Source organism: Ruegeria sp. AN11 (genome assembly GCF_056536005.1).
Map to the genome: position 1 here is coordinate 3,652,288 of NZ_JBQFJD010000001.1, position 23,731 is coordinate 3,676,018.

Consider the following 23,731-nt stretch of genomic DNA (forward strand, 5'->3'; position numbering starts at 1 on the left):
GCCTCAGGCGCCGATGACATCGACCGATGTATTCGGCTCGACGGTCACGGTGCCCTGGCCGCGAATGTGGTTTTCGACGACATCCCAAATGGGTGGGCCTTCGGTGCCCTCGTTGACGCTGGCCCAACCCGCCACGACGTAGGTTTTCGACGGATCAATCGCCTCGCCGGTCTTGAGCAGGGTCATTTCACTGATCCGCTGGCCTTGCGGTTTGGTTACGTCGATGCGGTAGCCAAGCCCGCCGACACGCACCATGTCGCCGCCCTGCTGGTAATAGGGATCAGGGTTGAACAGGTTGTCACCGACATCTTCGAGGATGACGTGGATGAATTCGCCCGTCATTTCCGTGCGATACGCGTTCGGATAGGACATCGAGGTGACGTTCCAGATGTCTTCGCGGGTAATGTCCTGCCCCGGCAGGATCGACGGCCCCCAACGGACGCCGGGCGACATCGCGATGTCCGCCTCGCGCTGGTTGATCAGGGCATCGCAGATCAGATCATCCCAGGTGCCGTTAAAGTTGCCCCGGCGGTAAAGCAGCGAGTCGGTCTTACCGATGACCTTGCTCAATGCCGTTTCGAAAGGTGCCCGTTGATCGTTGATCAAGGCGGAAATGGCAGGATCTGGGGCGATAACGTCCGAGAAGATCGGGATCAGCTTGTGCTTCAACCCCATCATCTGGCCATCCCGCACATCCAGGTCCACGCGGCTGACGAATTTGCCATTCGAACCCGACGCGACGATGTGGGTCTTGCCAACCAGAACTGGCTCGGGCAACGCATCATGGGTGTGACCGCTGAGGATCACGTCGATCCCCTGCACCCGTGCGGCCATCTTTTTGTCAACGTCGAACCCATTGTGGCTGAGGACAACGACAACATCGGCACCGGCATCGCGCACTTCGTCGACCATGGCCTGCATGTTTTCGTCCCGAATACCGAAAGAGTATTCCGGGAACATCCAGCCCGGGTTGGCGATTGGCATGTAGGGGAATGCCTGCCCGATCACGGCGACCTTTGCGCCGCCCCGGTCAAAGAACTTGTAGGGTTGGAACAGCTCGGCGGGTTCGTCCCATTCGGCGTCAAAGATGTTCTGGCCCAGGGCGGCAAAGGGCAAACCTTCGACGATTTCGTTGACTCTGTCGCTGCCCAGGGTGAATTCCCAATGGAATGTCATCGCGTCAGGTTTCAGCGCGTTCATGACATTGACCATGTCCTGCCCAGCCGTCTGGTAGCAGGTGTAAGAGCCGTGCCACGTATCGCCGCCGTCCAGAAGCAGGGCATCAGGGCGGTCAGCGCGGATAGCGTTTATGACTGTCGAGACCCGGTCCAGACCACCGACCCGGCCATAGGTCTTCGCCAGCGCCGCGAAATCATTGTAGGTCAGTGCATAGGCAGACGGGCTTCCATCCTCGATCCCGTAGGCTTTGCGAAACGCGGCACCCGTCACATGCGGCATGTGCCCGCGCGCGTCGCCGATACCCAGATTGACTTCGGGTTCGCGGAAATAGATCGGCTTGAGTTGCGCGTGTATGTCGGTGACATGGATCAGGCTGATATTGCCAAAAGTCTCAAACTCCAGCAGCTGATCCTGCGTCAGGCTTTGCTGCGCGGCAAGTCTGGCCCAGTTTCCAAACCCGGACGCCCCATAGAGCGCGGAAGCGGCCATCGAAACCTGCAGGAAGTCACGTCGCGAAATCATCTATCGGCTTTCCTATTTCACATATAAATGTGTGAATGTTTAATCAGTCGAAAACCCGCGCAAGACATCTCTTGCGCGGGTTCAGTGTTATTGACGCACGGCCGGAGTTTCGACCGACAGCCCGTTGCCACGTGAAGCAACATAAAGCTCCAGCGCGCGGAACTCATCCGATCCTTCGGCAAAGGTTTCCGCCCGCGTATCGCGAATACAGCCACGGAAACGATTGTGGCGCGAAATCAGCTTGGCCTGTTTCAGGCGGTAGGTCGGAAATCCGTTGATCATACCCTGGCTCAGGTGATCCGCCCGGATCATGTTGCCCCAGTTGTCCTCATGACAATTGGCGCAGCTCAGTTCCAACTGGCCATAGCGGGTGTAGTACATTTCCTTACCCTGCTCCCAATAGGGGGCGGCATCGCCATCAATAGCGACGTTCATCGGCATCCCGCGTGACTGCAGACCAATCAGCGCGACCATACCCTGCATGTCGCCGCCGGACCATTTCCAGGCATCGGCTTCCATGCGATCCGTACGACACTTGTTGATCAGATCTTCCATAACCATCAGCTTGCCGCTTTCGGCATCGACCTTGGGCATGGACGCCTGCAGCCCCTTGAAGCTTTCCACGCCATCATGGCACGAGGCACAGCTTTCACCAGCGGCACCATCGGCCGCCTGGAACAGGTCCGCCGCCTGGTCGACAAAGATCATCGCCGGATTGTCAAAATCGTCGATTTGAAGCGCCTGGGTTTCATCGGTTCGGAAATGCCACCCCGAATAGATCTTGTCGAAGTTTTCGACATGCGCCGGTGCCGCGGTTACCGAGATCATATCCAGCTCGTCGTTGATCACGAGATTGTCGCCGTCTGGTTCGGCCACCGCCGCCATTGGGAAAGCCAGAATAGCTGCAATCGCCGTAAGTGCCTTAGTTTTCATTACGTTCCTCCCTTGGTGGACAAGCGCCAGAACTCATAACCGGCGCTGACCTGCCTTAGCGGTCGAGCCGTCAGGCGATCTCGATCGATTTCTTTTCGTCGTAGACAGAACCGTCATCGTCGTACCATGTGAAGACAAACTCACCGGCCTCGGGCACAGTTGCTTCGAACTGGAAGTACGGGTTTGTCGAAATCGCCGGCTCCATCGTCACATCAACGACCAGTTCACCGTTAAACTCGCAGGTGAAACGGTTTATGATCGAACGCGGGATGACATTTCCTTCTTTGTCTTTGCGCTGACCGCTTTCCATTTTGTGGCTGATCAGCGTTTTGATCGTGATCGTTTCGCCAGCAGCGGCAGTCTTGGGAACCTTGACGCGGGGTTTTACACCGGATGCCATTGGTTGAACTCCTGTTCTTCAGGGCGCGTGGCGATCAGCCGCCGCAGCCGCCAATTGTCACTTTTACGGTCGCGGATGCCTTGGCAAAGCTGCCATCCGCCATCTTGGCCACGGCAATGACGTCCTGCGTTCCGGCAAGCCGAATGCGCGTGGAAGCAGCCTGTTCGGCCGCCAGAGGGCCGAAATTGAACGTGGCAACGCCCGGCTCGGGGTTACCTGCCGCCACGATCAGAATTGCGGAAGCACCCGGCGCACTGACTTCAATCGGTACAGTATTGCCATTCTCGGCAATTTCCGGCGCCGTAAGGGTGACACCACCGTCCGCCATGTCCGCCCCGCCGGTAAACGCCGCGATGGCATCTTTGGCGGCCGCATTGGCGCGGAGCGGCATCAGTGTCAGGAACGCGGCGCTCAGGCCAAGGGCCAGAGTCTCGCGACGAGAAAGTTCCATTTTCAATCTCCTTCGGATTCTCGCAATTTCACGCCTTAACGCGTGATCATTCCTCTTTCAGGGTCGCCAGAAATGCGACCACATCCTCGATCTCCTGCGCGGTGAGGATCGTCGTCAAAGGCGCTGACGGAGCTTTGCCGGTATAGGCGTCGCCGGGGCGAATATAGCCGTCATCCTTGTAGAAGGCGGGCATGACCGTTCCTTCAAACGTCATCTTGGCATTTGCGACCAAACCGCGAAGTTCTGCTTCGCTCCAACGATCACCAGCTCCGTCCAGCATCGGTCCAACTTCTCCATGAAACGGAATTTCCGCCAAGGCCGTAACCGCATGGCAGGCCACGCAGTTGCCCTTGGACTTGTCTCCGACGATGATCGCACCGTTTTCGGCATCACCTGCAACGCCGGTCAGAGAGACCTCGATTGCACCATAATCATCATAGGCTACGTCTTTCGGGCCTGTGCCTGCCGCATAAGCGGCGACACCTGTCATTGCGCAGACCAAAGTTAAGAGTCTCAGCTTCATGATCCCTCCCATTTGCTACCGCGCCGATGGCGCTTTGCGGCCCAAAGCTTTGGTGTACCGTAGTCGACGGGCAGGGTTCGTCGCAACATTAAATTCATCAAAATGAATTTTTTTATTTGTAACGCTATCGCTCAGTCCTGCGAAATATTGTTTCGCTCCTGAATGCGCCGCGCATGGTATCGTTGAAAATCTTCACCATTATCAAGTTCGTATCGTTTCTCATTGACCCAAGTAAAAAGATCCAGGGTTGTTCCTTTGGAGAACGCGCCTGGCATGACGGCAACCGCCGCATTGATGGCTGTGACGTCCTCGGGCACCTCTTCCGGCAGAAAAACAAGCGTCGGGGTGAACAGAATCCCCCACTTGCGCATCAGCGCTCTTTGCTCATTTTCTTCCCCGTCAAAGTCGGTGGCGGTGGTGCTTCCATGCAAATCCAATTGGACCACAAAGAAGTTGTCTTCGATATACACCGCCAGATCAGGCTGGGGAAAAACCTCATCATGCATCTTTTTGCAATAGATGCAGCCTTGTTGTTCAATGAATAAAACCAAGCGCTTACCTTCACTTGAAGCCTCTTCAAGGTCCTCGCGGAGGTCCTTGAACGTATCGCGCATCCACGGCGTTTTGTGCAAGCCGTCGTCGCCCAGTTCCGCAGCGGAAACTGCCCCACCCAACAGGCACGCTGCCAGGAAAAGTAATACTCGGTTCATGTCTTCCTCCTGTCTTAGCCAATCGCCGCGAGCCAGGGCATATGGTCCAGCATCCACTGGGCGATGAGGTTGATAGAGTTGGTTGCAATCAGCACGCCGAAGAGAATCAGCAGCCCGCCCATTGCCTTTTCGATCAAAGGCAAATGCTTCCTGAACCGCGCCATCCATTGCATGAACGGGCGAACCAAAAAGGCCGCCAGAACAAACGGCGCGGTCATTCCTGCACCGTAGACGAACAAAAGCATTGCACCACGCCAGGCCGTCTCGGTACCTGCCGCCGTAAACAGGATTGCCGCAAGCACCGGTCCGACGCAGGGTGTCCAGCCAAAAGCAAAGGCCAGTCCAAGAACGTAGGCTCCGATCAGGCTTATATTCGACGTCTCGCCTATGTCCGCGCGAAACTGGCGATACAGAAACCCGATGCGGACAAGCCCAAGGAAATGCAGTCCCATTGCAATGATGATGGCCGCCGCGATCCAGCGTAGAATGTCAAAATACTCTCGGACCAACTGCCCAAAAATCGAAGCCGTCGCTCCGAGAGCCATGAATACGGTGATGATCCCGGCCGCAAATGCGATTGCAGATAACGTGGCCCTGCGACGGACGCCGGGCGAAATGGCGGAACCTGCTGAAATCTGCTCCATCCCGACACCCGCCAGATAGCTGAGGTAGAAGGGCACAATCGGCAGGATGCAGGGAGAGAGAAAAGATAAAAGCCCCGCGACCAAAGCTCCTGCAAATGTAATGTCGAGCATGGTCAAACCCGTCCCAAAACGCTATCATTCACACATTCAAAATAGTAAAGATATAATGCTGCGGTCAATCGGATCTTGAGATGCGTCAATTACTCTTGCTTGTTCTGGCAATCACATTGCTTGTTTCCCCTGTGTCTTCGCGGGCCGAAATGACACTTCTGATGGCAGAGGAAGATGGGTGTATATGGTGCGCCCGTTGGGATTCCGAAATCTCTCAGATCTACCCGAAAACGCCCGAAGGACATACCGCACCATTGCAGCGCGTCGATATCCACGCAGCACTGCCAGACGGTATTTCTCTGACAAAACCTCTCTACTACACGCCGACCTTTGTTTTGTTGGACAATGGCCACGAGGTCGGCCGGATTGAAGGCTACCCGGGCGAGGACTTTTTCTGGGGCATGTTGGGTGTTTTGCTTCGTGACGCAGGAATACCGATTGAGACCTCTGGCTAATTGGCGGCAAATTATATAAACTGTTTTGAATACGTGAAGCCAAGACAGCGAGGCATTCTTGTTGGACAAACCATCGAAACTGCCTGTGTTCTCGAAGGACATGTGTGCGGAAGATCTGGACCGAATGATGGAAAATGCCCAGACGGCATCAAACTTCCTGAAGGCTATCAGTCACGAAGGGCGTCTGATGATCCTGTGCTATTTGTCCTCGGGGGAAAAATCCGTCACCCAGATGGAGGAGATGCTATCGGCTCGGCAGGCTGCGGTCTCTCAACAACTGTCTCGCCTGCGCTTCGAAGGTCTGGTCAAAACCCGGCGCGAAGGAAAAACGATCTACTACAGACTGGCTGACGACCGATCGACACAGATTCTCGAGGTTGTTTACGATCTTTTCTGCAGGGAAAATTAGAGGCCCTGTCTGAAAGGCCGCCAGCTTTGGGAGGGGACTGGCCATGTTCGAATTGCTGGGAGACGCCAATTCCGTTGCCCTGATCGGATTGATCGGCGGGATAGTGTTGGGATTGGCGGCACGTATCGGTCGTTTCTGCACGTTGGGCGCGATTGAGGACTACCTATACGCGGATGATGATGGGCGGCTGCGAATGTGGGCGATGGCAATCGGTGTGGCCATTGTCGGTAGCCACGTGGCTATGGCGTTGGGTTGGCTCGATCCCGTCGAAACGACATATCTTGCACAATCGTGGAACCCGCTCGGCTCGATCGTGGGGGGGTTGCTGTTCGGCTACGGCATGGCCATCAGTGGAAACTGTGGCTACGGCGCATTGGCAAGGCTGGGGGGCGGTGACCTCCGATCATTCGTAATCGTATCTGTCCTTGGTCTGTCAGCATACGTCGCGATGTCGGGCCCTTTGGCGTATCTCAGGGTTTCGGTATTTCCTGTGGAAATGGATATCGGCCAGCCGCAGAGCATCAGCTTACTGGCCGAGCGCTTGACCTCTGTTCCGGCCTGGTTGATTGGCACGCTTGTCGGCGCCGCCACGGTGGGTTTCGCTCTGGCAAACGAACGGTTTCGCCGCACCCCGTCGCGGGTATTTTGGGGCACAGCCGTAGGACTGGCGGTCGCCTCAGGTTGGCTTGGAACGTATCGGGTTGCGTCTCATGGCTTTGACGGAGAGACGGTGCAGACCCATACATTCGCAAAGCCGCTGGGTGACACGATACTCTATCTGATGACGGCGTCCGGCACCACGCTTTCCTTTGCTGTCGGTTCGGTCTCAGGTGTTCTCATCGGAGCGTTCCTTGGATCCTGGTCCAAGGGCCATTTCCGGTGGGAAGCGTGCGAGGATCCACGTGAACTCAAGCGGCAAATGCTGGGTGCCGCCATCATGGGCCCGGGCGCGGTCATCGCGGTTGGATGCAGCGTTGGACAAGGCATCTCTGCCTTCTCACTTCTTGCCTACAGCGCGCCCGTCACATTCGCTGCGATCTTCGCCGGGGCAGCCCTTGGTTTGAGGCAACTCGTCTCAGGGCTGTCTTTCATAACTGAGCGTTGAGTTCCTAATTCAACGCCAACCGGAAACAACTTCCCGCCGCCTCCCTGACGTCGGTGAGTTTCTTTCGCCAATAATCAGTTCGTGTTGATAGCGTTTTCTTGATTAGCGCCTCATACCTCATCATGATCCAGATATGTCGGTCGAAATTGAAAAGTGGCTAAATGATCTCGGATTGAGTCAGTACGCAGATGCTTTTGCGGAAAACGATATCGATGCGCGCGTTCTGCCATTGTTGACAAGCGACGACCTCAAGGAGCTTGGGGTAAGTCTGGGTCATCGAAAAATCATTCTCGCTGCGGTTCGGGAACTGAGTGGCCAACAGAAATTGCCCACTTCACCCCAGTCAGCGGACGGGCGAGTCGATGAGAAGGATGAGGCATTTGTTTCTGATGAGGCTGAAAGTGGAAGTCCATCGAAAAGAAGATCTACAACACAAACAGCCGCTGAGAGGCGACATTTAACAGTCGTGTTTGCTGATCTGGTTGGCTCGACAGAACTGACCAATCGCCTGGATCCCGAAGACATGCGGGGTCTGTTGCAGAATTACCAGGATGCCGTCGCAGGGGCGGTAAGCCGATATGGCGGCTACGTCGCGAAATATCTGGGCGATGGCCTTCTGGTGTTCTTCGGCTGGCCAACGGCCTATGAAGATCACGCTGTTCGCGCGGTAAAGGCCGGTCTTGAGGCTGTTCGACGGGTCAAAGAACTTAAAACGCCGGACGGCGAGCGTTTGTCGGTAAGGCTGGGCGTTGCGAGTGGTGATGTGGTGGTCGGCGACACGGTCGGAGAAAACACTTACGAAGAAGGCGCAATGACCGGCCCGATCGTCAATCTTGCGGCTCGGTTGCAGGAATATGCAGAACCAAACTCAGTCGTCTTGTCTGTTGAAGAAACCGAAGCAGCCTTGCATCAGATTTTCGAGTTCAAATCTCTTGGGCAAACCGAACTCAAGGGGTTCAGAGAACCACGCACTCTGTTGAAAGTAGTTTCGGAGCGCAGCGCGGAGAGCCGTTTTCGCGCTTCACACAGAAATGACGCCGGCAGCGCCATGATTGGCAGGGATTACGAAAAAGGGATCCTTTTGCAGTCGTGGCAACGTGCCAAAAGCGGTCATGGGGAAGTTGTCCTTCTGGCGGGCGAGGCCGGAATCGGAAAATCGCGCCTGACAGAGGAATTCCTTGCAGAAGTCGCCGCAACTGACGAAGCCGATGTGATAAGACTGAACTGTTCCCCTTATCTGACCAGCAGTCCTTTCCACCCGGTTACGCAGCGAATTTCCCAGGACGCGGATGTTGAACCTGACTTTGATGACAATCTGATCCTCGACCATGTCAGGGAGATGCTGGAGGGCAGAAAAGGCTTGGACTGGGAGAAGGTCTTGCCTGTTTTCGCCGCCTTGGTCGCGCCTCGTAGCGCGCTCGCTCGAGAAGTGCTCGACTTGACGCCGCAGGAGCAGCGCGACCTAACAATTCAAACCTTGATCCACGCGGTTCAGGTTCGGTCAAACGTGCGTCCGGTTATTCTGTGCGTTGAGGATGCTCATTGGATCGATCCTTCGACGCAGGCCCTGTTGGAGCGTTTCAAAGCGATTTGCACCGATCTTCCCCTGATGATGTTGATAACGCACAGACCGGGCTGGGAAATGGCCCGTGACGATGGAGCCTCGCACGTTCAGACCCTCTTGCTGAGGCGGTTTGATTCAGCTCATGTCTTCAATCTGGTTCGCAATATTACCGGTCAGGATCCGGACGATGCGCTGATCGCCGCAATTGTTGAGAAGACGGATGGCGTGCCCTTGTTCGTCGAGGAACTGACCCGTGCAATCGTGGAAGCCGGAGAGCAGGGACAAATCCACATACCGTCGTCTTTGAAAGGTGCGTTGATGGCGCGGCTCGATGCGGTTTCACCAGAGGCCAAACAAGTCGCGCTTACGGGATCCGTCATTGGCCGGGAGTTTGAGCCGAGCATATTAAGTGCCGCAATGAGCCTAGATGAAGCCGACATCATCAAGCGTCTCGAAGAGCTTTCTCGTACCGGCCTGATCTTTGAAAGCGGGCATAATCGTGGGCATTTCGTTTTCCGACATGCCCTTATTCGTGACACTGCCTATCAGTCTATGTTGAGCTCTACCCGAAGACAGCAGCACTCAGGTGTGGCGCGCGCTTTGCTGCAGATGCGATCCGCTGAGATTGAACGCAGACCCGAATTGGTCGCCCGCCATCTTTCAGAGGCCGAAGAATGGCCCGCTGCGTTCGAAAAATGGCGCACTGCGACTGAAATGGCCCTCGGGCGATCCGCTAGTCAAGAGGCGATGGTCAACGCCCGGGAAACACTCAAGGCAGCGGAAAATCTCGGACCTGAGAACAGTGCTGAAACGATCAAGAGCAAAATACTGATCGGTCGCAGCCATGACAGCCTGGGTCAGTTGCCAGAGGGTATAGCGGTCTTGAAAGCTGCTTCGGACGCAGCCCGTGTCATACGTGACGTAGAGCTCGCTGCAGATGCGGCCAACCACTTTGCGGATTCGTGTATGATGTCGAGCGAGAAATACAGCGAGGCAATTGAACTTTGTGACGACGCGCTGAAGGACCTGCCCGACCATGACGAAGTTCGCCGGTGCAGGCTGATGAGCCAACTTGCGCGCGCGCACATGTTTGCTGGCCAGCTTTCCGAGGGCGTGCGTTTTGGCCAGCAATCCATGGAACTGGCCGCGAGACTGGGTGATTACAAATCCCAGTTCTCTGTGATGATGATGCATTTTGGCGCGCCGTTTGTCGCGCGCAAAGGAAGAGAGGCACGCCATTGGCGTGAAAACCTCGATGCCATGCATCGGGTGGCCGAGAACCTGGGAAGTATTGATCAGGGCCGGAATTGGACACTCAGCCTGTTTGTCGGAGCCGAAATGGCCGACCGAGACCTGATGGACAAATCGCTCGAATTGCTGGCGGAGAACTCGGAAAAGGAAAACCATCTGCAGCTCTACTGGGTTCAGAAACACGCACGCGCCATGATTGCAATTATGGACGGCGATTTTGACCAGGCCGAAAAGCATGCAACCGAGGCGGTGCAGATAGGTCGGAAGACCCACGGCGAACACGTTGAGGGCGTCTTCGGTGTTCAGATGTTCACCATCCGCCGCGAACAGAACCGTCTGCACGAGGTCGCGCCGGTGATCAAAAAACTGATGACGGACAGCCCCGATGATATTTCCTGGAAACCGGGCTTTGGCCTGATCGCGGCAGAGTTGGGATATACAGAACCAGCCGAACGCATTTTGAACGAAATGGCAGAAAATGGCTTCGATCTTCCACCGGATGCCATGTATTCGACCACATTGTCCTATCTTGCCGACATTTGCGTCGCCGTTGAGAACCTTAAGCATGCCAAGACCCTCTTTGACATGCTTGCCCCATACGAAGAGCTGACGATCACCGCTGGGGCAACCACAGTTTGCACCGGGGCTGCTGCGAGACGCCTTGGCAGTCTGGCCGCGCTGCTGAAGGACTGGGATACTGCCGAAAGGATGTTCGAAAAGGCTATCGAAATAGACACGCACATGAAATGCCCGCCCTGGATTGCGCATAGCAAGGCAGCCTACGCATCCGCGCTGCGGCGCCGGGGTCGAACGGATGATCTGAAGTTGGCGTTTCAACTGGAAGGGGAAGCGTTGGCAACTTCGCAGAAATTGAGTATGGTTTCCTTAAGGTCAAAGCTCGAAGGAACAGCCAGTTAAGGCCATACCATGCTTGGGGGAGCATCATGCCAAGGTACATCATAGAAAGACAATTCGCCGAGCAACTGAACGTCACCGACGATGACAAAATCCACATCAAGCAGATCAATGACGAGGTCGGCGTCGAGTGGATTTTCTCGTTCCTGAGCGCAGACAAGCGCAAAACATACTGCCTGTATGAAGCCCCTGATGAGGAGAGCCTCAGAAAGGCGGCCGAGCGCCTGAACATTCCTGCCGATGTCATAACACCTGTGGATCAGATCGATCCGGGCATATTCGCCTGACCGTCAGCCGGTCTTTTACCTGAAAGAACGTAGCTCCTTCGTGAAGGGCTTCATAAGTACATGAGGCAGCCGTGCAAGAAGCCTGACCTGACAATGGGGAGGCCTAAGCATGTATGACCTGAAAACACTCGACGGAAGCACAGCAACTGTGGATCAGGAAGCGCTGGACGCGCTGGATGCCTCACTTCGTGGCGGTGTCTACCTGCAGGGAACTTCGGAATATGAAGACGCAAGGACGACCTGGAACAGTATGTTCGAGCGTTATCCCGGGTTCGTAATCCGCGCCATGGGGGCGAGTGATGTCCAGAAGGCAGTGAACTTTGTCAGAGACGCAGGCCTCATGATGTCGGTCCGGTCCGGTGGGCATCAGATTGCAGGTCATGCTGTCGCAGACGAGACCGTAATGCTCGATCTGTCCCAGATGCGGTCTGTACACGTGGATCCGGTCAACAAGATTGCGCGGGTTGCGCCAGGTGCACTGCTTGGCGACGTAGATCGCGAAACTCAGGCTCATGGGCTTGCCGTTCCCGTTGGCATCAACTCGACCACGGGTATCGCAGGTCTGACCTTGGGCGGTGGCTTTGGATGGACCACCCGGAAATTCGGCATGACTATCGACAACCTGCTTTCGGCAGAAGTCGTGACCGCAGACGGCGCGATTGTAACGGCCTCTTCCACGAGCCACCCAGAGCTTTTCTGGGCCATCCGCGGTGGGGGTGGAAATTTCGGGGTCGTGACTTCCTTCGAGTTCCAGTTGCACGACCTCGGACCCGATGTTCTGTCAGGCCTGATCGTACATCCGATCGAAAAAGCGTCGGAGCTTCTTGCCCAATTTGCGGCCATTGCAGACAATTCCCCTGATGAACTGACCGTCTGGAGCGTGATGCGCAAAGCACCGCCTCTGCCTTTCCTGCCGGAGGAATGGCATGGGCGGGAAGTGCTGATCTTTGCGGCTTGCTATAGTGGACCGATGGGCGAGGGTGAAAAGGCGATGTCACCCTTACGTGCGCTCGGCGAACCGATTGCCGATGTCATATCACCGCACAAGTTCGTGGACTGGCAAGCCGCCTTTGACCCCTTGTTGACGCCCGGGGCCCGGAACTATTGGAAAAGCCATGATTTCGATGCGCTATCCTCGGATGCGATAGCGGGTCTGCTGGAGGCAATTTCCAGCCTTCCCGACCCGGCGTGCGAAGTCTTCATTGCCCATCTAGGTGGCGCAATGGCCCGCGTTGAATCCAGCGCGACAGCGTATCCGGAAAGATCGGCACATTTCATCATGAACGTTCACACGCGCTGGGAAGACCCCAGCAAGGACGGAGAATGCATTGAATGGGCGCGCAGGCTTTATGAGCAGATGCGACCACATTCGACTGGCAGCGCGTATGTGAACTTCATGCCAGAGGACGAAGCGGATCATATGACTTGCGCGTACGGCGCGCATGGGGAGAAGCTAACAAAGATCAAAGGCAACTATGATCCAAATAATCTGTTCAGGATCAATCACAACATCTTGCCCGGGTGAGGCCATGCCGTGCTTGCAAGGTCGGGCTGAGTAGAGACCCGTAACCTGATTTGGTACCGCACAAATGCTCACTTGGGTGTGCCAAAAGCCCGCAGGGAGCTCTTGATTGCCGTCTTGAGGGTCCATACGAATCCGGTTTCGAAATCAACCGAATGAGGCGGCGAAGAGAGAACTGTGCATTGCATATCTGCCGGTCTTGCTGATCGAAGCGTTCCGCCAGCTTCACCATAACCGGCCCTCGTTTCCCGACCTGAGCAGCGCGCATGTGATCAATAAGGTAGTGCGCCCGCCGCTCTCATTCTCGGGGGGCTAAACTACACACTGGGTCTAAATAGCCATTGCAGGCTGTCCAGACCTTTGGATGACACTTATCCGCTTTTCTCTGAACGAGCATATCCGACGACGCCAATTCGGTTTTGGATAGATGCGTACAGATTTCTTTTTGATACTTCCTCGACAAATTCCGATTTTTGACTTTGTTTCATAAGCGCGTACAATTCCAACAGCTTTTAGCGTTGGATTTTCAAGTTGGCCCGCCTTCACGAAGACGACGGTAGGAAAAGCGGCCAGCACGGGAGGGGGAAATGAAGAGATTTTCTGTTTGGTTGTTTGCCCTCCTGTCGCTTACGGGGTGCTGGGAGAAGGAAGAGGAAACAGCCGAAACGGTCGTCCGTCCCGTCAGAGCAACCGAGATTTCCGATCTGTCCAGTTTGCATGACCGGTATTTTGTTGGAACAGCCAGAGCCGCGCGCGAGGTGTCCCTGGCATTTCGCGTCCCGGGCAACGTGGTCGGAGTGGACGTTCAGGTTGGCGACCTGGTGGCCAAGGGCGACGTTGTCGCAGCCTTGGACCCGGCCCCATACCAGGCCGAGGTCGATCGGCTTTCAGCAGAACTTGAGAGCGCGCAGGCGACGTTCGAGAACGCCAAGCTTCAAACGGACCGGCAACGTTCATTGGTTGAAAAAGACGTTGCTGCGCAAGCGACACTTGATCGGTTTGTCGCGGGTGAAACATCAGCTCAGGCAGCAATCAATTCTGTCCAGGGCGCGCTGGACAGGGCCACCTTGGATTTGACCTATACAAGCCTGACTGCGCCATTCGATGGGCGTGTGGTCGCAAAATACATCGAGGATTTTGAAGAGGTCGCGGCACAAAGCCCGGTTCTGCGCATTCTGGATGCGGAGCACATCGAAGTGGTGATCGATATCCCCGAACGATACATCGCCCTGATCCCGCATATCGAGGACATAACCGTTACTTTTGACGCTTTAGGGGACGTGATCCTGCCTGCCGAGATCAGTGAGATTGGTTCTGAAGCTTCTGCAACCACCCGAACCTTCCCCGTCACGCTGATTATGGAGCAACCAGAAGACTCGCTTGTTCTTCCGGGCATGGCAGGGCGTGTCAGCGGTCAGCCAAAGGAAGGGCACGAGCCATTTGACGCGATCACGGTTCCTGCCAGCGCGGTTTTTGTGCCCGAAGGGGAAACCGCCCCTCATGTCTGGGTGTTTGACGCAGCCTCGGAAACCGTGACCGCACGGAAGGTTGCGCTTGGCACACCCCGGTCGCAAGGGGTCGCCGTCAGCGAAGGACTGGAGTTCGGCGACGTGGTCGTTACGGCCGGCGCGAACTCTTTGCGAGAGGGCCAGAAGGTGTCGCTGCTTTCTGAGGATCCGGAATAATGGGCCTTGCCGCATTCGCAGTCCGCAACGCCAAGTTTGTTTGGTTTACGGTCGTCATGCTTACGTTGGGCGGCATTTCGGCGTTCTTCAGTCTTGGCCAGTTGGAAGACCCCGAATTCACCATCAAGACCGCAGTTGTAACCACCCCCTATCCCGGTGCCAGCCCTGAAGAAGTTGAGCAGGAGGTCACCGAACGGATTGAACTCAAGCTTCAAGAGATCAAGGAAATCGACTACATCTCGAGCGAAAGCCGGGCCGGCATTTCGACCATCAAGGTCGAGATCCGTCCGAATTACTGGTCCGATGAACTTCCCCAGATCTGGGACACGCTGCGCCGCAAAGTCAGGGACGTGGAAACAGACCTGCCCCCTGGCGCAGGCCGTCCTGCTATCAACGACGATTTCGGTGATGTCTTCGGGCTTCTGCTGGCCATGACATCTGATGGGTTTGCCGCCCAGGAACTCGACCGGTTTGCCGAAGACTTCAAGCGAGAACTCTCATTGATCGACGGTGTCGGACGCGTCGATCTGTGGGGAGAGCGCGACAGGGTCATCTATCTGGAAACACGGGAAGAAACTTTGGCTGCGCTGGGCGTATCGGCTCAGACCATTCTCAGCACCTTGCAGACGCAGAACGCGATTGTGGATGCGGGGCGGGTGAACATTGGCGACTACCGCATGCGGATTGCGCCAAGCGGTACATTCACCAGCCCGACGGACATTGCAGATCTGGTGGTGCGGCCAAGCGGTCTGGATCAGGTTCAAAGCGGCCAACGTCGGGGCCCGGAACTGCTCCGGCTGGGTGAAGTTGTCGAGGTCAAGGAAGGTTACGCTGATCCACCGACCACCATGATGCGCTATAACGGTCTTCCGTCCATTGGATTGGCGATATCCTTCCAGTCAGGTGTCAACGTCGTCAGAGTGGGAGAAGCTGTAGATGCGAGAGTGTCTGAACTGATCGCGGCCCTGCCTGTGGGCATCGAGGTTGAGCGGGTTCATTGGCAGTCCGACGACGTGAATCTGGCAGTCAGTAGTTTCCTGATCAGCCTCGGACAGGCCGTCGCGATTGTCTTGGTCGTTTTGACCTTGGCGATGGGTGTTCGGATGGGCATCATCATCGGCAGCGGGTTGATCTTGACGATACTCGCCACCTTCATTCCGCTGGCGATGCTGGGCATAGATCTTCAGCGCATGTCCTTGGGCGCGCTGATCATTGCGCTGGGCATGATGGTCGACAACTCAATCGTCGTGGCGGATGGCGCAATGGTTCGGATGTCGCAAGGCATGGATCGCGCGAAAGCCGCAATCGACGCCGCAACGCGCCCCGCCATGTCCCTGCTTGGGGCCACGTTCGTCGCCGTGATGGCCTTCTACCCGATCTTTGCATCTGTCGAGAGCGCGGGAGAGTACTGCCGAACACTTTTCTCGGTTGTCGGGATTGCGCTGCTGGTCAGTTGGCTGTTGTCCATGACGGTCACGCCACTGCAGTGTGTTGCCATGCTGCCCGAGCCAAAGGGCGGAGCCAGCGAGACTTTTGACACCGGTCTCTACGCCGTTTACCGCCGTTTTCTGGCCGCCGCGATCCGGGTTCGCTACCTGACGATCGGTGTAGCCCTGGGTGCTTTGGTTGTCGCAGGCGTGGGCTTTGGTTCGGTCACACAACTGTTTTTCCCAACCTCTTCGATGACCAAGTACATGATCGATTATTACGCGCCCGAGGGAACGCGGATTGAAGCCGTGTCAGAAGCCATCAAACGCATCGAAGAGCAGGTGGAAATGGATGACCGCGTGACTGGTATCGCAAGTTTTATCGGGGCAGGCCCGCCGCGTTTCTACTTGCCCGTCGATCCCGAAGGGACCAATCCGTCCTACGCGCAAGTCATCGTGAACGTCCAGGATTACCGGGACATTCCCGAGATGACCAAAGCCATTTCGCTGTGGATGTCCGAGAATATGCCCGAGGCAACCTCGTTCACGCGCCAGTTTGGTGTGGGCCCCAGCAATACCTGGGCGTTTGAAAACCGTATCATCGGCCCGGCAGATGCCGATCCCGAAACCCTGCGCGAAATTGGCGACCGGGCTGTTGCGATATTGGATCAGCATCAATGGACGAAGGTGGCGCGCACCGATTGGCGCAACAGGGTCCTGAAGACCGTGCCTGACTATGACCAGGACCGGGCACGATGGACGGGCATCACGTATGAAGACCTTGGCAACACGACGAAACGCGCGTTTGACGGCCGTTCGGTTGGCCTCTACCGCGAGGGCGATGAGTTGCTGCCGATCATCGTCCGGCCCGGCGCGGAAGATGTGGCCGCCGTGGACAACTTTGAACTTCTGCAACTGCAGTCTCCGTTTTCAGTGGAACCGGTCCCGTTGGCCCAGGTCGTGCGCGGCGTGAATATCCAGCCGGAAGACCCAACGATCAATCGCCGCGACCGGCGCCGAGTTCTCACCGTTCAGGCCAACCCCATCGACAGCGTTACCCTGCCAAGCTATCGCGCCGCAGTTATCGCCGATTTTGACGCGTTGGAGGCCGACTTGCCGCAAGGCTACAGCATGGAGTGGGGCGGAGAGTACGAGGACACGGTATCTGCTCAGGCGTCCCTGATCCCCGGAATGATACCCGCGTTTTCGATCATGGCTCTTATCGTTGTTGGCCTGTTCAACTCGTATCGCAGACCGCTGGTCATTTTTCTGACCGTGCCTTTTGTGCTGATAGGCATCGTCCCCAGCTTGCTTCTCACGAACACACCCTTCGGGTTTGTGGCGTTGCTCGGCGGCATGAGCCTGGCTGGCATGATGATCAAGAATGCGATTGTTCTGATCGATCAGATCAACGACAACTTGGCTGAAGGTCAACCGGGATACGACGCCGTTTTGAATGCCGGCGCCTCAAGACTGCGCCCCGTCGTATTGGCCGCGGCAACCACGGTTCTGGGTGTCATACCACTGCTGCCGGACGTGTTTTGGGTGGGTCTTGCTGTCACGATCATGGGCGGATTGACGGTGGGCACGATGCTCACAATGATCCTCGTCCCGGTTTTGTTCGCCACGCTGAATGGTATCCGACAATCACCACAGGCCGTTTAACATGGCCTTTCGAACCACGGTCGGATCAGTTTTTTCCGAGTGAGATAGATGGTTGCGCAATTGATTTAGCGTTTGGGGGGATAAGGTGGACAATACAATACTGTATTTCTTGGTGGGAATATTCGTAGTTGGCCTGCTTTCGATGGGATATTTTGCCAAGGGCAGCGGAGCACTTTGGGTCATCGCAATACTGGTCGGCGTATTGCTTGCAATGGTCGCATTCTTTGGAGGCTACTTTGGTGAAGCACCAAAGTGAATCTTGAAGGCCTGAGATTTGCCATAACCATCACGCTCACTGTCGTTCGGCCAACATCAGCACGAATGAGACAGTTTGGGGTGTTTTGATTAAGGCAGGTTTACGGCTCATCGTAACCGCCAAGGAGTGAAGATAAAAAAGAAACCCCGAAACCACTGGGCCAGAAACGGGAGCATTTCCTTGAGGGTTCCGCCCCAAGAGCCTGCTGTCGTTCGATGTTCCGATGACCTGGCTGGAGTGGCAGGATATTTTTCAACATATTGAAATATATTAAAATAAATGGAAAAAGCTCAATGGGCGATTTTTGGGGATCGGTTTGAATTCAGTCATGTGTCTCACTTTTTGCTCTTGATTGTTTTGGCGTTTGGGGACTCGTCGGCCATACGAATTTTGCGCTCTGGGCAAGAGCCGGATGTTCGCTGCATTGGCAAAAGACCGACGGGCCGGGGAACAAGCGAACTATGATCAAAAAGCCTTTTAGGATCCTGCCAGCTCCGCTCTCGCAATAAGGTGCCGGGTGATGTTGTCGACCGGCTGTTGGTTCCGGATGGGAAGATCTGGAAGCCCAAAAAAAAGAAACTGGCCGCACTCAATAAATCTGACATGGCATCGGGGGAACATTTTTGGTCAAATGGCTGCCGAAGGTTCCGTTCCCTGGGATGAATAAATAACTTGCCGATATGAAAAACTTAATTTCCCGTGGCATATCGAAGGCCCTTGGCCGTGGCAGAACACAGCCGCTTGAAAAGCCAGAGGCTATTCCGCCGGGAACTAAAAGTATTCAAATGCCGCGGGAACAATCCAAAATCTTGTCGCGCTGTCTGTCGATTGATCTGGAGGTTGATCCCAAGGAAGCCAAGTTGTTCGCCTTTGCAGCCGTGCTGGAAGGCGATGGAGAGGGGATCGTTCATCGGAAAGGTGACCTGAAAGCCGCGCTTGAAAAGCTCGACCTGTTTTGCGCCGGTTTCGCACATGTTATTGGGCACAATATTCTGCGCCACGACTTGCCGCATCTTATGGGGGGTTCCGGGAACGCTTGCGTCTGCTGTTTGGCTAAGATGCTCGCTTCGTGACGGTCTTGACCATCCATGTCTTAGCCAAGCGGTTGGTTGGCGCGAGTTTCGCCCGACGGGTAGCTGCCGATGAACTTGATTTCGAGACGCTTCTGACCGACAATTACCGCTCGTCGAAGAACGTGATCAGCGCAGCGAACGCCGTGATCGGAGGATCCCGGGAACGTATGAAAACAGGCCATGGGATTACCGTCGACCAATCACGGCAAAAGGACCCGCCCCGGGGGTATCATGGAAAGCCTCGACCCGGTTGCGCAGGGGCGGGTCCAAATCCTTGGCTGCCCGGCCGGAAACGACGCTCAGGCCCTTTCGGCGGTCAACGAGATGATCCGCCTGTCAAAACTGATCCCAGATTGGAGCTGGAAGGGGACGGCAATCATTTCTCGTGATTGGCGCAAGCTTCTGCCGGTCTGCGACTTTGCCGAGGCGCATGGAATTCCCGTCGAAATGGCGAACGAAAACTTGCCGAGTGTGTGGCGTACCCGTGAGATGCGGAGATTCATCGGCGGCCTAGGTTTTCAGAAGATACTGTACATAAAGAAGCAGAGCGATTGTCGTTCCCGCTGCTGCAATGTTGAATGTGACTTCCCACCCTGTCATTTGGGTGCTCCCTTAATTGATAAGTTTCGCTTCTCTCCCGGCGCAGTAACGATTTAGGACCGAGCGGGTTTTAATCGGTCCGATACTCCGTCGGGTTTTCGCGAGCCGATACGGTGACCGATCGGTTTGCAGCTTGACCAGAGCGTAGGGGCGAGAGTTTGTGTTCCATTCGACCCGCAAGTGGTTCATCGCCCAGTGCGAGCGAACGGGTTTTCCTGAGCACTTCACAGCCTCTCTGGTCGGTCACCAATCGGCTCGATCGGAGAACGGGATCACCTACGGGAAATACTCGGCTGGGATCAGTGATGAGCAGCGTCGGTCGATCGTCGATCAGATACGGCTCCCGATATGAGTTTCCCGGACATCGACGCGTTCGAGGAGCGAGCAGCGATTGCCGAATACGACGGCGGGTGCACCCGTAAGGCAGCGGAAGATCTGGCAGCTCGGGCTCAGGGGTTCCGGGATGCTGAAGCCTACTGGCAGTGGTTAGCCCACAATGTCGTTAATCGCAGACCACCCTGAAATCCAAACCTCGGCGGCCCTTAGCGGGTTGCCGGCGGATCTCTGCTTTACTTTCTTTTTCCAAGGATGACGTTGGTCGTAGGTGGCGGAATGAAGGCTGTGCGGACAAAACTGCCGGTCATTACGTCGCCTGAATTGCTTCCCACAATACGAGTAGATGCTAACGCTCGTGTCGAAAATGTAATATTGCTCAGCCAGATGTGCTCAAGTACACAGTCTGGAATGCGAAAGCCTGCGCGGCTAAGATTGAATTAAGTACATCGCAACCAAAGGCGCGACAGTGATTAATTCGCCTCAGAACACAAATCGCCATGGGTCGCAAAAACAGCTTGCGCGTGCACGTGAGCGTGAGCGTGCGATGCGGGCAATCCTTCAGGTCATCTCACGGTCCCGTGACGATGAAAAACCTGTTTTTGATGTGATTCTTGAAAGCGCGGCACGATTGTGTAATGCGCCATTTGCATGTCTGTTTCTGGCCAATGATGAGCGCACCTGTTTGACAATCCCCGCCTATCACGGCGCCCGGTCACAATTCGTTGAGCTGATCAATGCCAATCCGTTGCCAATGGACCCGGAACAATCACTGACGGTACAGGCGATGATTGCTCGCGAACCGCTGCAGATCGCCGATGCACGAGACCAAATTTACGATGCCGGTCAACCGCACCGGGTTCACGCGGTTGAAGTTGAGGGCATACGCACACTTCTTACCGTTCCGCTGTTAACACCGGATTCTTCGCTAGGGGTTTTGTTTCTCTACCGTCGGGAAGTGTTGCCCTTCACAGAAGATGAAATCGCCTTGGTGCAAACCTTCGCTGCACAAGCCGTTATCGCCATTCAGAACGTGCGGCAGTTCCGCGAGCTGCAGGCTAGGCTAGAGCGTGAAGTGGCGACGCGGGATATTCTGGAAGTCATCAGCCAGAATCGGGACGATGATGGCCCAGTGTTCGACCTGATCACGCGGAACGCGGCGATACTATGTGGTGCACCGGTGTGCACTTTGTGGCGCGTCGAGAATGGCATTATCCACTACTGCGCCAGCTATGGCGTCCGCGGCGAAGCCCTCGCCGAGACGGAACTGACGCCAGCAGAACCGCTTGCCGACAATACTTTGACTGGCCGGGTTTTCCGCTCTCGAGCGGTCGCCCGGATCGACGATGCTACTGACGAAAGTTATCTTGATTACGAATGGGTCCGGGCGCGGGGCCTGAAGTATCTGGTAGGTGTACCTATCTTTGTCCGCGGCGAAGTGTGGGGCAGCATAAACCTCATGTGGCCGCCCGACCGCCTCCCGCGTGACTCGGATACCCAACTGGTCGAAGGCTTCGCCTCCCAGGCCGCCATCGCCATCTAGAACGTGCGCCAGTTCAGGGCGCTGGAGGCGCTCAATGCCGAATTGGGCGATCGGGTGCAAGCCCAGGTGGGCGAGATCGAGCGCATGGGGCGCCTAAAGCGGTTCCTGCCGGCGGCGGTGGCAGATACCGTCATTTCGTCGGGATCTGAGAAGTTGCTGTCGAGCCATCGGGCGCTTCTGGGCGCGCTGTTCTGCGACATCCGGGGCTTCACTGCCTTTTGCGAGACGGCGGAGCCGGAGGAGACCATCGAGGTTCTCCAAACCTATCACGAAGAGATGGGAAAGCTGATCAACGCCCACGAGGCGGGAGTTGATCTGCGGATGGGGGATGGCATAATGGTGCTGTTCAACGATCCGCTGCCCTGTGACGACCCCGCAGGCGAGGCGGCGCGGCTGGCGATTGCCATGCGCGCGCGGATGGTGGATCTTTGCATGCGATGGAAGCGATTGGGTCACCGGCTGGGTTTCGGTGTGGCTGTCTCCCTTGGGTATGCGAACATTGGGATCGTGGGGTTTGAGGGGCGGTTCGACTACACGGCTTCTGGCACACCTATCAACCTAGCGTCGCGTCTTTGCGACGAGGCAGAGGATGGAGAGATCCTTCTAAGTCCGCGGGCGGCCATCGCGCTCGAGGATCGGTTCCTCGTGGAATCGCGTGGGGAGTTAACGCTGAAAGGCATCCGGGAGCCAATGGAAGTGTTTCGGCTGACCGGCATAGCTGAGGCTTAGTCAATGAGTGCTTAGGGCTCAGGCCAGTCGTTCGCGGTATCTGGTATTGATGGCCGCTTTAGTGGACAAAACCGCCATTAGCTGCATAGCGGCATCGGATTGCCAATTGGTCGAAACCGCTACGGGCTTGTTGTGGCGCTTCTTAACGCTTTTGCCCAATCCTCTAGATGGCTATCGTGATATGGGCCTTGCTCGGATTTGAAGGTCACGACACCCTTAGCGTCGAGAATATACAAGCGCTCTGGTGCGCCAGCGTAATCGTCATTTATCCGATTGTCTGGCCAATCTAGGACAACTTGGCTGTGAAAGCTGAAGGCCCTTCGCCAATCATGGGCCACCTTGGCACGCTCATTCATATTTGTTGGTTGAGCGTACATAATTTTGTCGGCACGGTTGGAGTTTGTGTTCCATCCGTCTGTCGGATGCGCTTCCAGCGTGTAAACGAAAACGAACTGAACCGAGTTTTCAAATTCGCCAATTAACTGCTTCATGCGCTCGGATTGACGACGAAATATGGGACACGTGTAGCTCCCGAAAATCAACGAGACAGGCGCATCGCGAAGATCGGATAGCTTCAGTAAGTCGGATGAAACGTCTCCATCCTCACATAATACGTGCGCCAAGAAGTCTGGAGCCGGTTCACCTAAGTTGGCCTTGCATCTCGTTTCTGACGCTGCCGCTTTGTCGAGATAGTCAAGAAAATCCGCCTTACTAAGACTCATCGCATCTTCGAATTCATCATCGGACATACCGTCCATCTGATCACGCATACTGAATGCAATTTTGCTCACTGTTCTTCCTCCGCCACACCAAATTTACCACGAGTGGCCAAGAAGTCTGAAGCGATCATTCGCAGCGTGTCGCTCGAACGACAGCTACGCGGACAAAGCGGCTGCTGTGTATTGGAAGCGGTCACTCTTGACGGTCCACCTCGCAAAGTCATTGTCTAACACTTACTGATTGAAAGCGTGAGACGGGACGGTGAAGATGCCACTTGATACGAATTTAATCCTATGCCCGATAAACCTTCGTCACGTGAGGCTGGATCACAGCGCCTACGAAGAAGCAATCGCAATGGCTAAACGCCGAGAAGCGCGGCTTCTCGTGGTGACAGTTGCGCCAGAAATGGAGCGAAACTTGAACATTCGCGACTCTGTTGGATATTGGAGCGAGCAACTGAAGAAGTTTGTTGAAGATCACCCAGCAGAAGGCGTCGAACTTGAAACCACTGTCCGGACCGGAGCGGTGCATCGCCAGATCGTGAAACTCGCGGATGAACGCAACGTCGACATGATCGTAATGGAGGCGGCCAATCCAAAAATCCAAGACTACCTGTTGGGTACAACTGCCAGTCATGTCGTTACGCACGCTAGGTGCTCTGTTTTTGTAGTACGTAACTAGCCGTTCAAAAATGGCGAAGTACCGCAGTTTGATGTAAT

23 protein-coding genes are annotated in these 23,731 nt (G+C 55.7%); 15 read left to right on the forward strand and 8 right to left on the reverse strand.

From position 1 onward, the window contains the following. Window positions 1-3: 3 nt before the first annotated feature. From soxB to ACR3EQ_RS18105, 7 genes are all read right to left on the reverse strand, one after another. On the reverse strand, window positions 4-1,701 hold the full coding sequence (gene soxB, locus ACR3EQ_RS18075) for a thiosulfohydrolase SoxB (RefSeq protein WP_170617236.1): 1,698 nt from the start codon (window positions 1,699-1,701) through the stop codon (window positions 4-6). Window positions 1,702-1,788: 87 nt separating this feature from the next. Then, on the reverse strand, window positions 1,789-2,634 hold the full coding sequence (soxA, locus tag ACR3EQ_RS18080; protein WP_170617234.1) for a sulfur oxidation c-type cytochrome SoxA: 846 nt from the start codon (window positions 2,632-2,634) through the stop codon (window positions 1,789-1,791). Between the two features lie 70 nt (window positions 2,635-2,704). Beyond that, a complete protein-coding gene (soxZ, locus tag ACR3EQ_RS18085) occupies window positions 2,705-3,034 on the reverse strand; it encodes a thiosulfate oxidation carrier complex protein SoxZ (RefSeq protein ID WP_170617232.1) in 330 nt (109 codons plus the stop codon). A gap of 34 nt (window positions 3,035-3,068) precedes the next feature. Next, window positions 3,069-3,485, reverse strand: a complete 417-nt coding sequence (gene soxY / locus ACR3EQ_RS18090) for a thiosulfate oxidation carrier protein SoxY (RefSeq protein WP_480491440.1) — start codon at window positions 3,483-3,485, stop codon at window positions 3,069-3,071. Window positions 3,486-3,531: 46 nt separating this feature from the next. Further along, window positions 3,532-4,008 (reverse strand): sulfur oxidation c-type cytochrome SoxX, encoded by a 477-nt coding sequence (gene soxX / locus ACR3EQ_RS18095; protein ID WP_170617228.1) that lies wholly within the window; start codon window positions 4,006-4,008, stop codon window positions 3,532-3,534. 131 nt (window positions 4,009-4,139) lie between these two features. Next, window positions 4,140-4,718: a SoxW family protein gene (locus ACR3EQ_RS18100; RefSeq protein WP_170617226.1), complete on the reverse strand. Its 579-nt coding sequence runs from the start codon at window positions 4,716-4,718 to the stop codon at window positions 4,140-4,142. Window positions 4,719-4,732: 14 nt separating this feature from the next. Then, on the reverse strand, window positions 4,733-5,473 hold the full coding sequence (locus tag ACR3EQ_RS18105) for a cytochrome c biogenesis protein CcdA (RefSeq protein WP_170617224.1): 741 nt from the start codon (window positions 5,471-5,473) through the stop codon (window positions 4,733-4,735). Between the two features lie 80 nt (window positions 5,474-5,553). Between ACR3EQ_RS18105 and ACR3EQ_RS18110 the strand changes: the two genes are divergently transcribed. From ACR3EQ_RS18110 to ACR3EQ_RS18175, 14 genes are all read left to right on the forward strand, one after another. Further along, complete coding sequence (locus tag ACR3EQ_RS18110) at window positions 5,554-5,928, forward strand: thioredoxin domain-containing protein (RefSeq protein WP_170617222.1); 375 nt, start codon at window positions 5,554-5,556, stop codon at window positions 5,926-5,928. Window positions 5,929-6,028: 100 nt separating this feature from the next. Next, window positions 6,029-6,337 (forward strand): metalloregulator ArsR/SmtB family transcription factor, encoded by a 309-nt coding sequence (locus tag ACR3EQ_RS18115; RefSeq protein ID WP_170617300.1) that lies wholly within the window; start codon window positions 6,029-6,031, stop codon window positions 6,335-6,337. A 43-nt stretch (window positions 6,338-6,380) separates the two neighbouring features. Continuing rightward, on the forward strand, window positions 6,381-7,442 hold the full coding sequence (locus ACR3EQ_RS18120) for a YeeE/YedE family protein (protein ID WP_480491443.1): 1,062 nt from the start codon (window positions 6,381-6,383) through the stop codon (window positions 7,440-7,442). Between the two features lie 133 nt (window positions 7,443-7,575). Continuing rightward, entirely contained in the window at window positions 7,576-11,175 is a 3,600-nt protein-coding gene (locus ACR3EQ_RS18125; protein WP_480491445.1) for an adenylate/guanylate cyclase domain-containing protein, read from the forward strand. 26 nt (window positions 11,176-11,201) lie between these two features. After that, window positions 11,202-11,459, forward strand: a complete 258-nt coding sequence (locus ACR3EQ_RS18130) for a DUF4242 domain-containing protein (protein WP_170617216.1) — start codon at window positions 11,202-11,204, stop codon at window positions 11,457-11,459. Window positions 11,460-11,568: 109 nt separating this feature from the next. Continuing rightward, window positions 11,569-12,984, forward strand: a complete 1,416-nt coding sequence (locus ACR3EQ_RS18135; RefSeq protein WP_480491447.1) for an FAD-binding oxidoreductase — start codon at window positions 11,569-11,571, stop codon at window positions 12,982-12,984. A 584-nt stretch (window positions 12,985-13,568) separates the two neighbouring features. Continuing rightward, complete coding sequence (locus ACR3EQ_RS18140; RefSeq protein ID WP_170617212.1) at window positions 13,569-14,666, forward strand: efflux RND transporter periplasmic adaptor subunit; 1,098 nt, start codon at window positions 13,569-13,571, stop codon at window positions 14,664-14,666. Continuing rightward, window positions 14,666-17,758, forward strand: a complete 3,093-nt coding sequence (locus tag ACR3EQ_RS18145) for an efflux RND transporter permease subunit (protein WP_480491449.1) — start codon at window positions 14,666-14,668, stop codon at window positions 17,756-17,758. The genes ACR3EQ_RS18140 and ACR3EQ_RS18145 overlap by 1 nt, the downstream gene beginning before the upstream one ends. An 85-nt stretch (window positions 17,759-17,843) precedes the next feature. Continuing rightward, window positions 17,844-18,014 carry a hypothetical protein gene (locus ACR3EQ_RS18150; protein WP_170619310.1) on the forward strand — a complete coding sequence of 57 codons (171 nt, stop codon included), beginning with the start codon at window positions 17,844-17,846 and terminating at the stop codon, window positions 18,012-18,014. 680 nt (window positions 18,015-18,694) lie between these two features. After that, complete coding sequence (locus ACR3EQ_RS18155; protein WP_170617499.1) at window positions 18,695-19,087, forward strand: hypothetical protein; 393 nt, start codon at window positions 18,695-18,697, stop codon at window positions 19,085-19,087. Window positions 19,088-19,318: 231 nt separating this feature from the next. Further along, on the forward strand, window positions 19,319-19,744 hold the full coding sequence (locus tag ACR3EQ_RS18160) for a hypothetical protein (protein WP_480442394.1): 426 nt from the start codon (window positions 19,319-19,321) through the stop codon (window positions 19,742-19,744). 291 nt (window positions 19,745-20,035) lie between these two features. Continuing rightward, on the forward strand, window positions 20,036-20,209 hold the full coding sequence (locus ACR3EQ_RS18165) for a hypothetical protein (protein ID WP_170617520.1): 174 nt from the start codon (window positions 20,036-20,038) through the stop codon (window positions 20,207-20,209). 358 nt (window positions 20,210-20,567) lie between these two features. Further along, window positions 20,568-21,563, forward strand: coding sequence for a GAF domain-containing protein (locus ACR3EQ_RS18170; protein ID WP_480491451.1), 996 nt, complete (start codon window positions 20,568-20,570; stop codon window positions 21,561-21,563). 3 nt (window positions 21,564-21,566) lie between these two features. Next, window positions 21,567-22,292: an adenylate/guanylate cyclase domain-containing protein gene (locus ACR3EQ_RS18175; RefSeq protein ID WP_480491453.1), complete on the forward strand. Its 726-nt coding sequence runs from the start codon at window positions 21,567-21,569 to the stop codon at window positions 22,290-22,292. A gap of 119 nt (window positions 22,293-22,411) precedes the next feature. On the opposite strand, the gene ACR3EQ_RS18180 is transcribed toward ACR3EQ_RS18175, so the two are convergent. Continuing rightward, window positions 22,412-23,083, reverse strand: coding sequence for a deiodinase-like protein (locus ACR3EQ_RS18180; RefSeq protein WP_170617516.1), 672 nt, complete (start codon window positions 23,081-23,083; stop codon window positions 22,412-22,414). Window positions 23,084-23,279: 196 nt separating this feature from the next. On the opposite strand from ACR3EQ_RS18180, the gene ACR3EQ_RS18185 reads away from it, so the two are divergent. Then, window positions 23,280-23,693 carry a universal stress protein gene (locus ACR3EQ_RS18185; protein ID WP_170617513.1) on the forward strand — a complete coding sequence of 138 codons (414 nt, stop codon included), beginning with the start codon at window positions 23,280-23,282 and terminating at the stop codon, window positions 23,691-23,693. The last annotated feature ends 38 nt before the right edge of the window (window positions 23,694-23,731 follow it).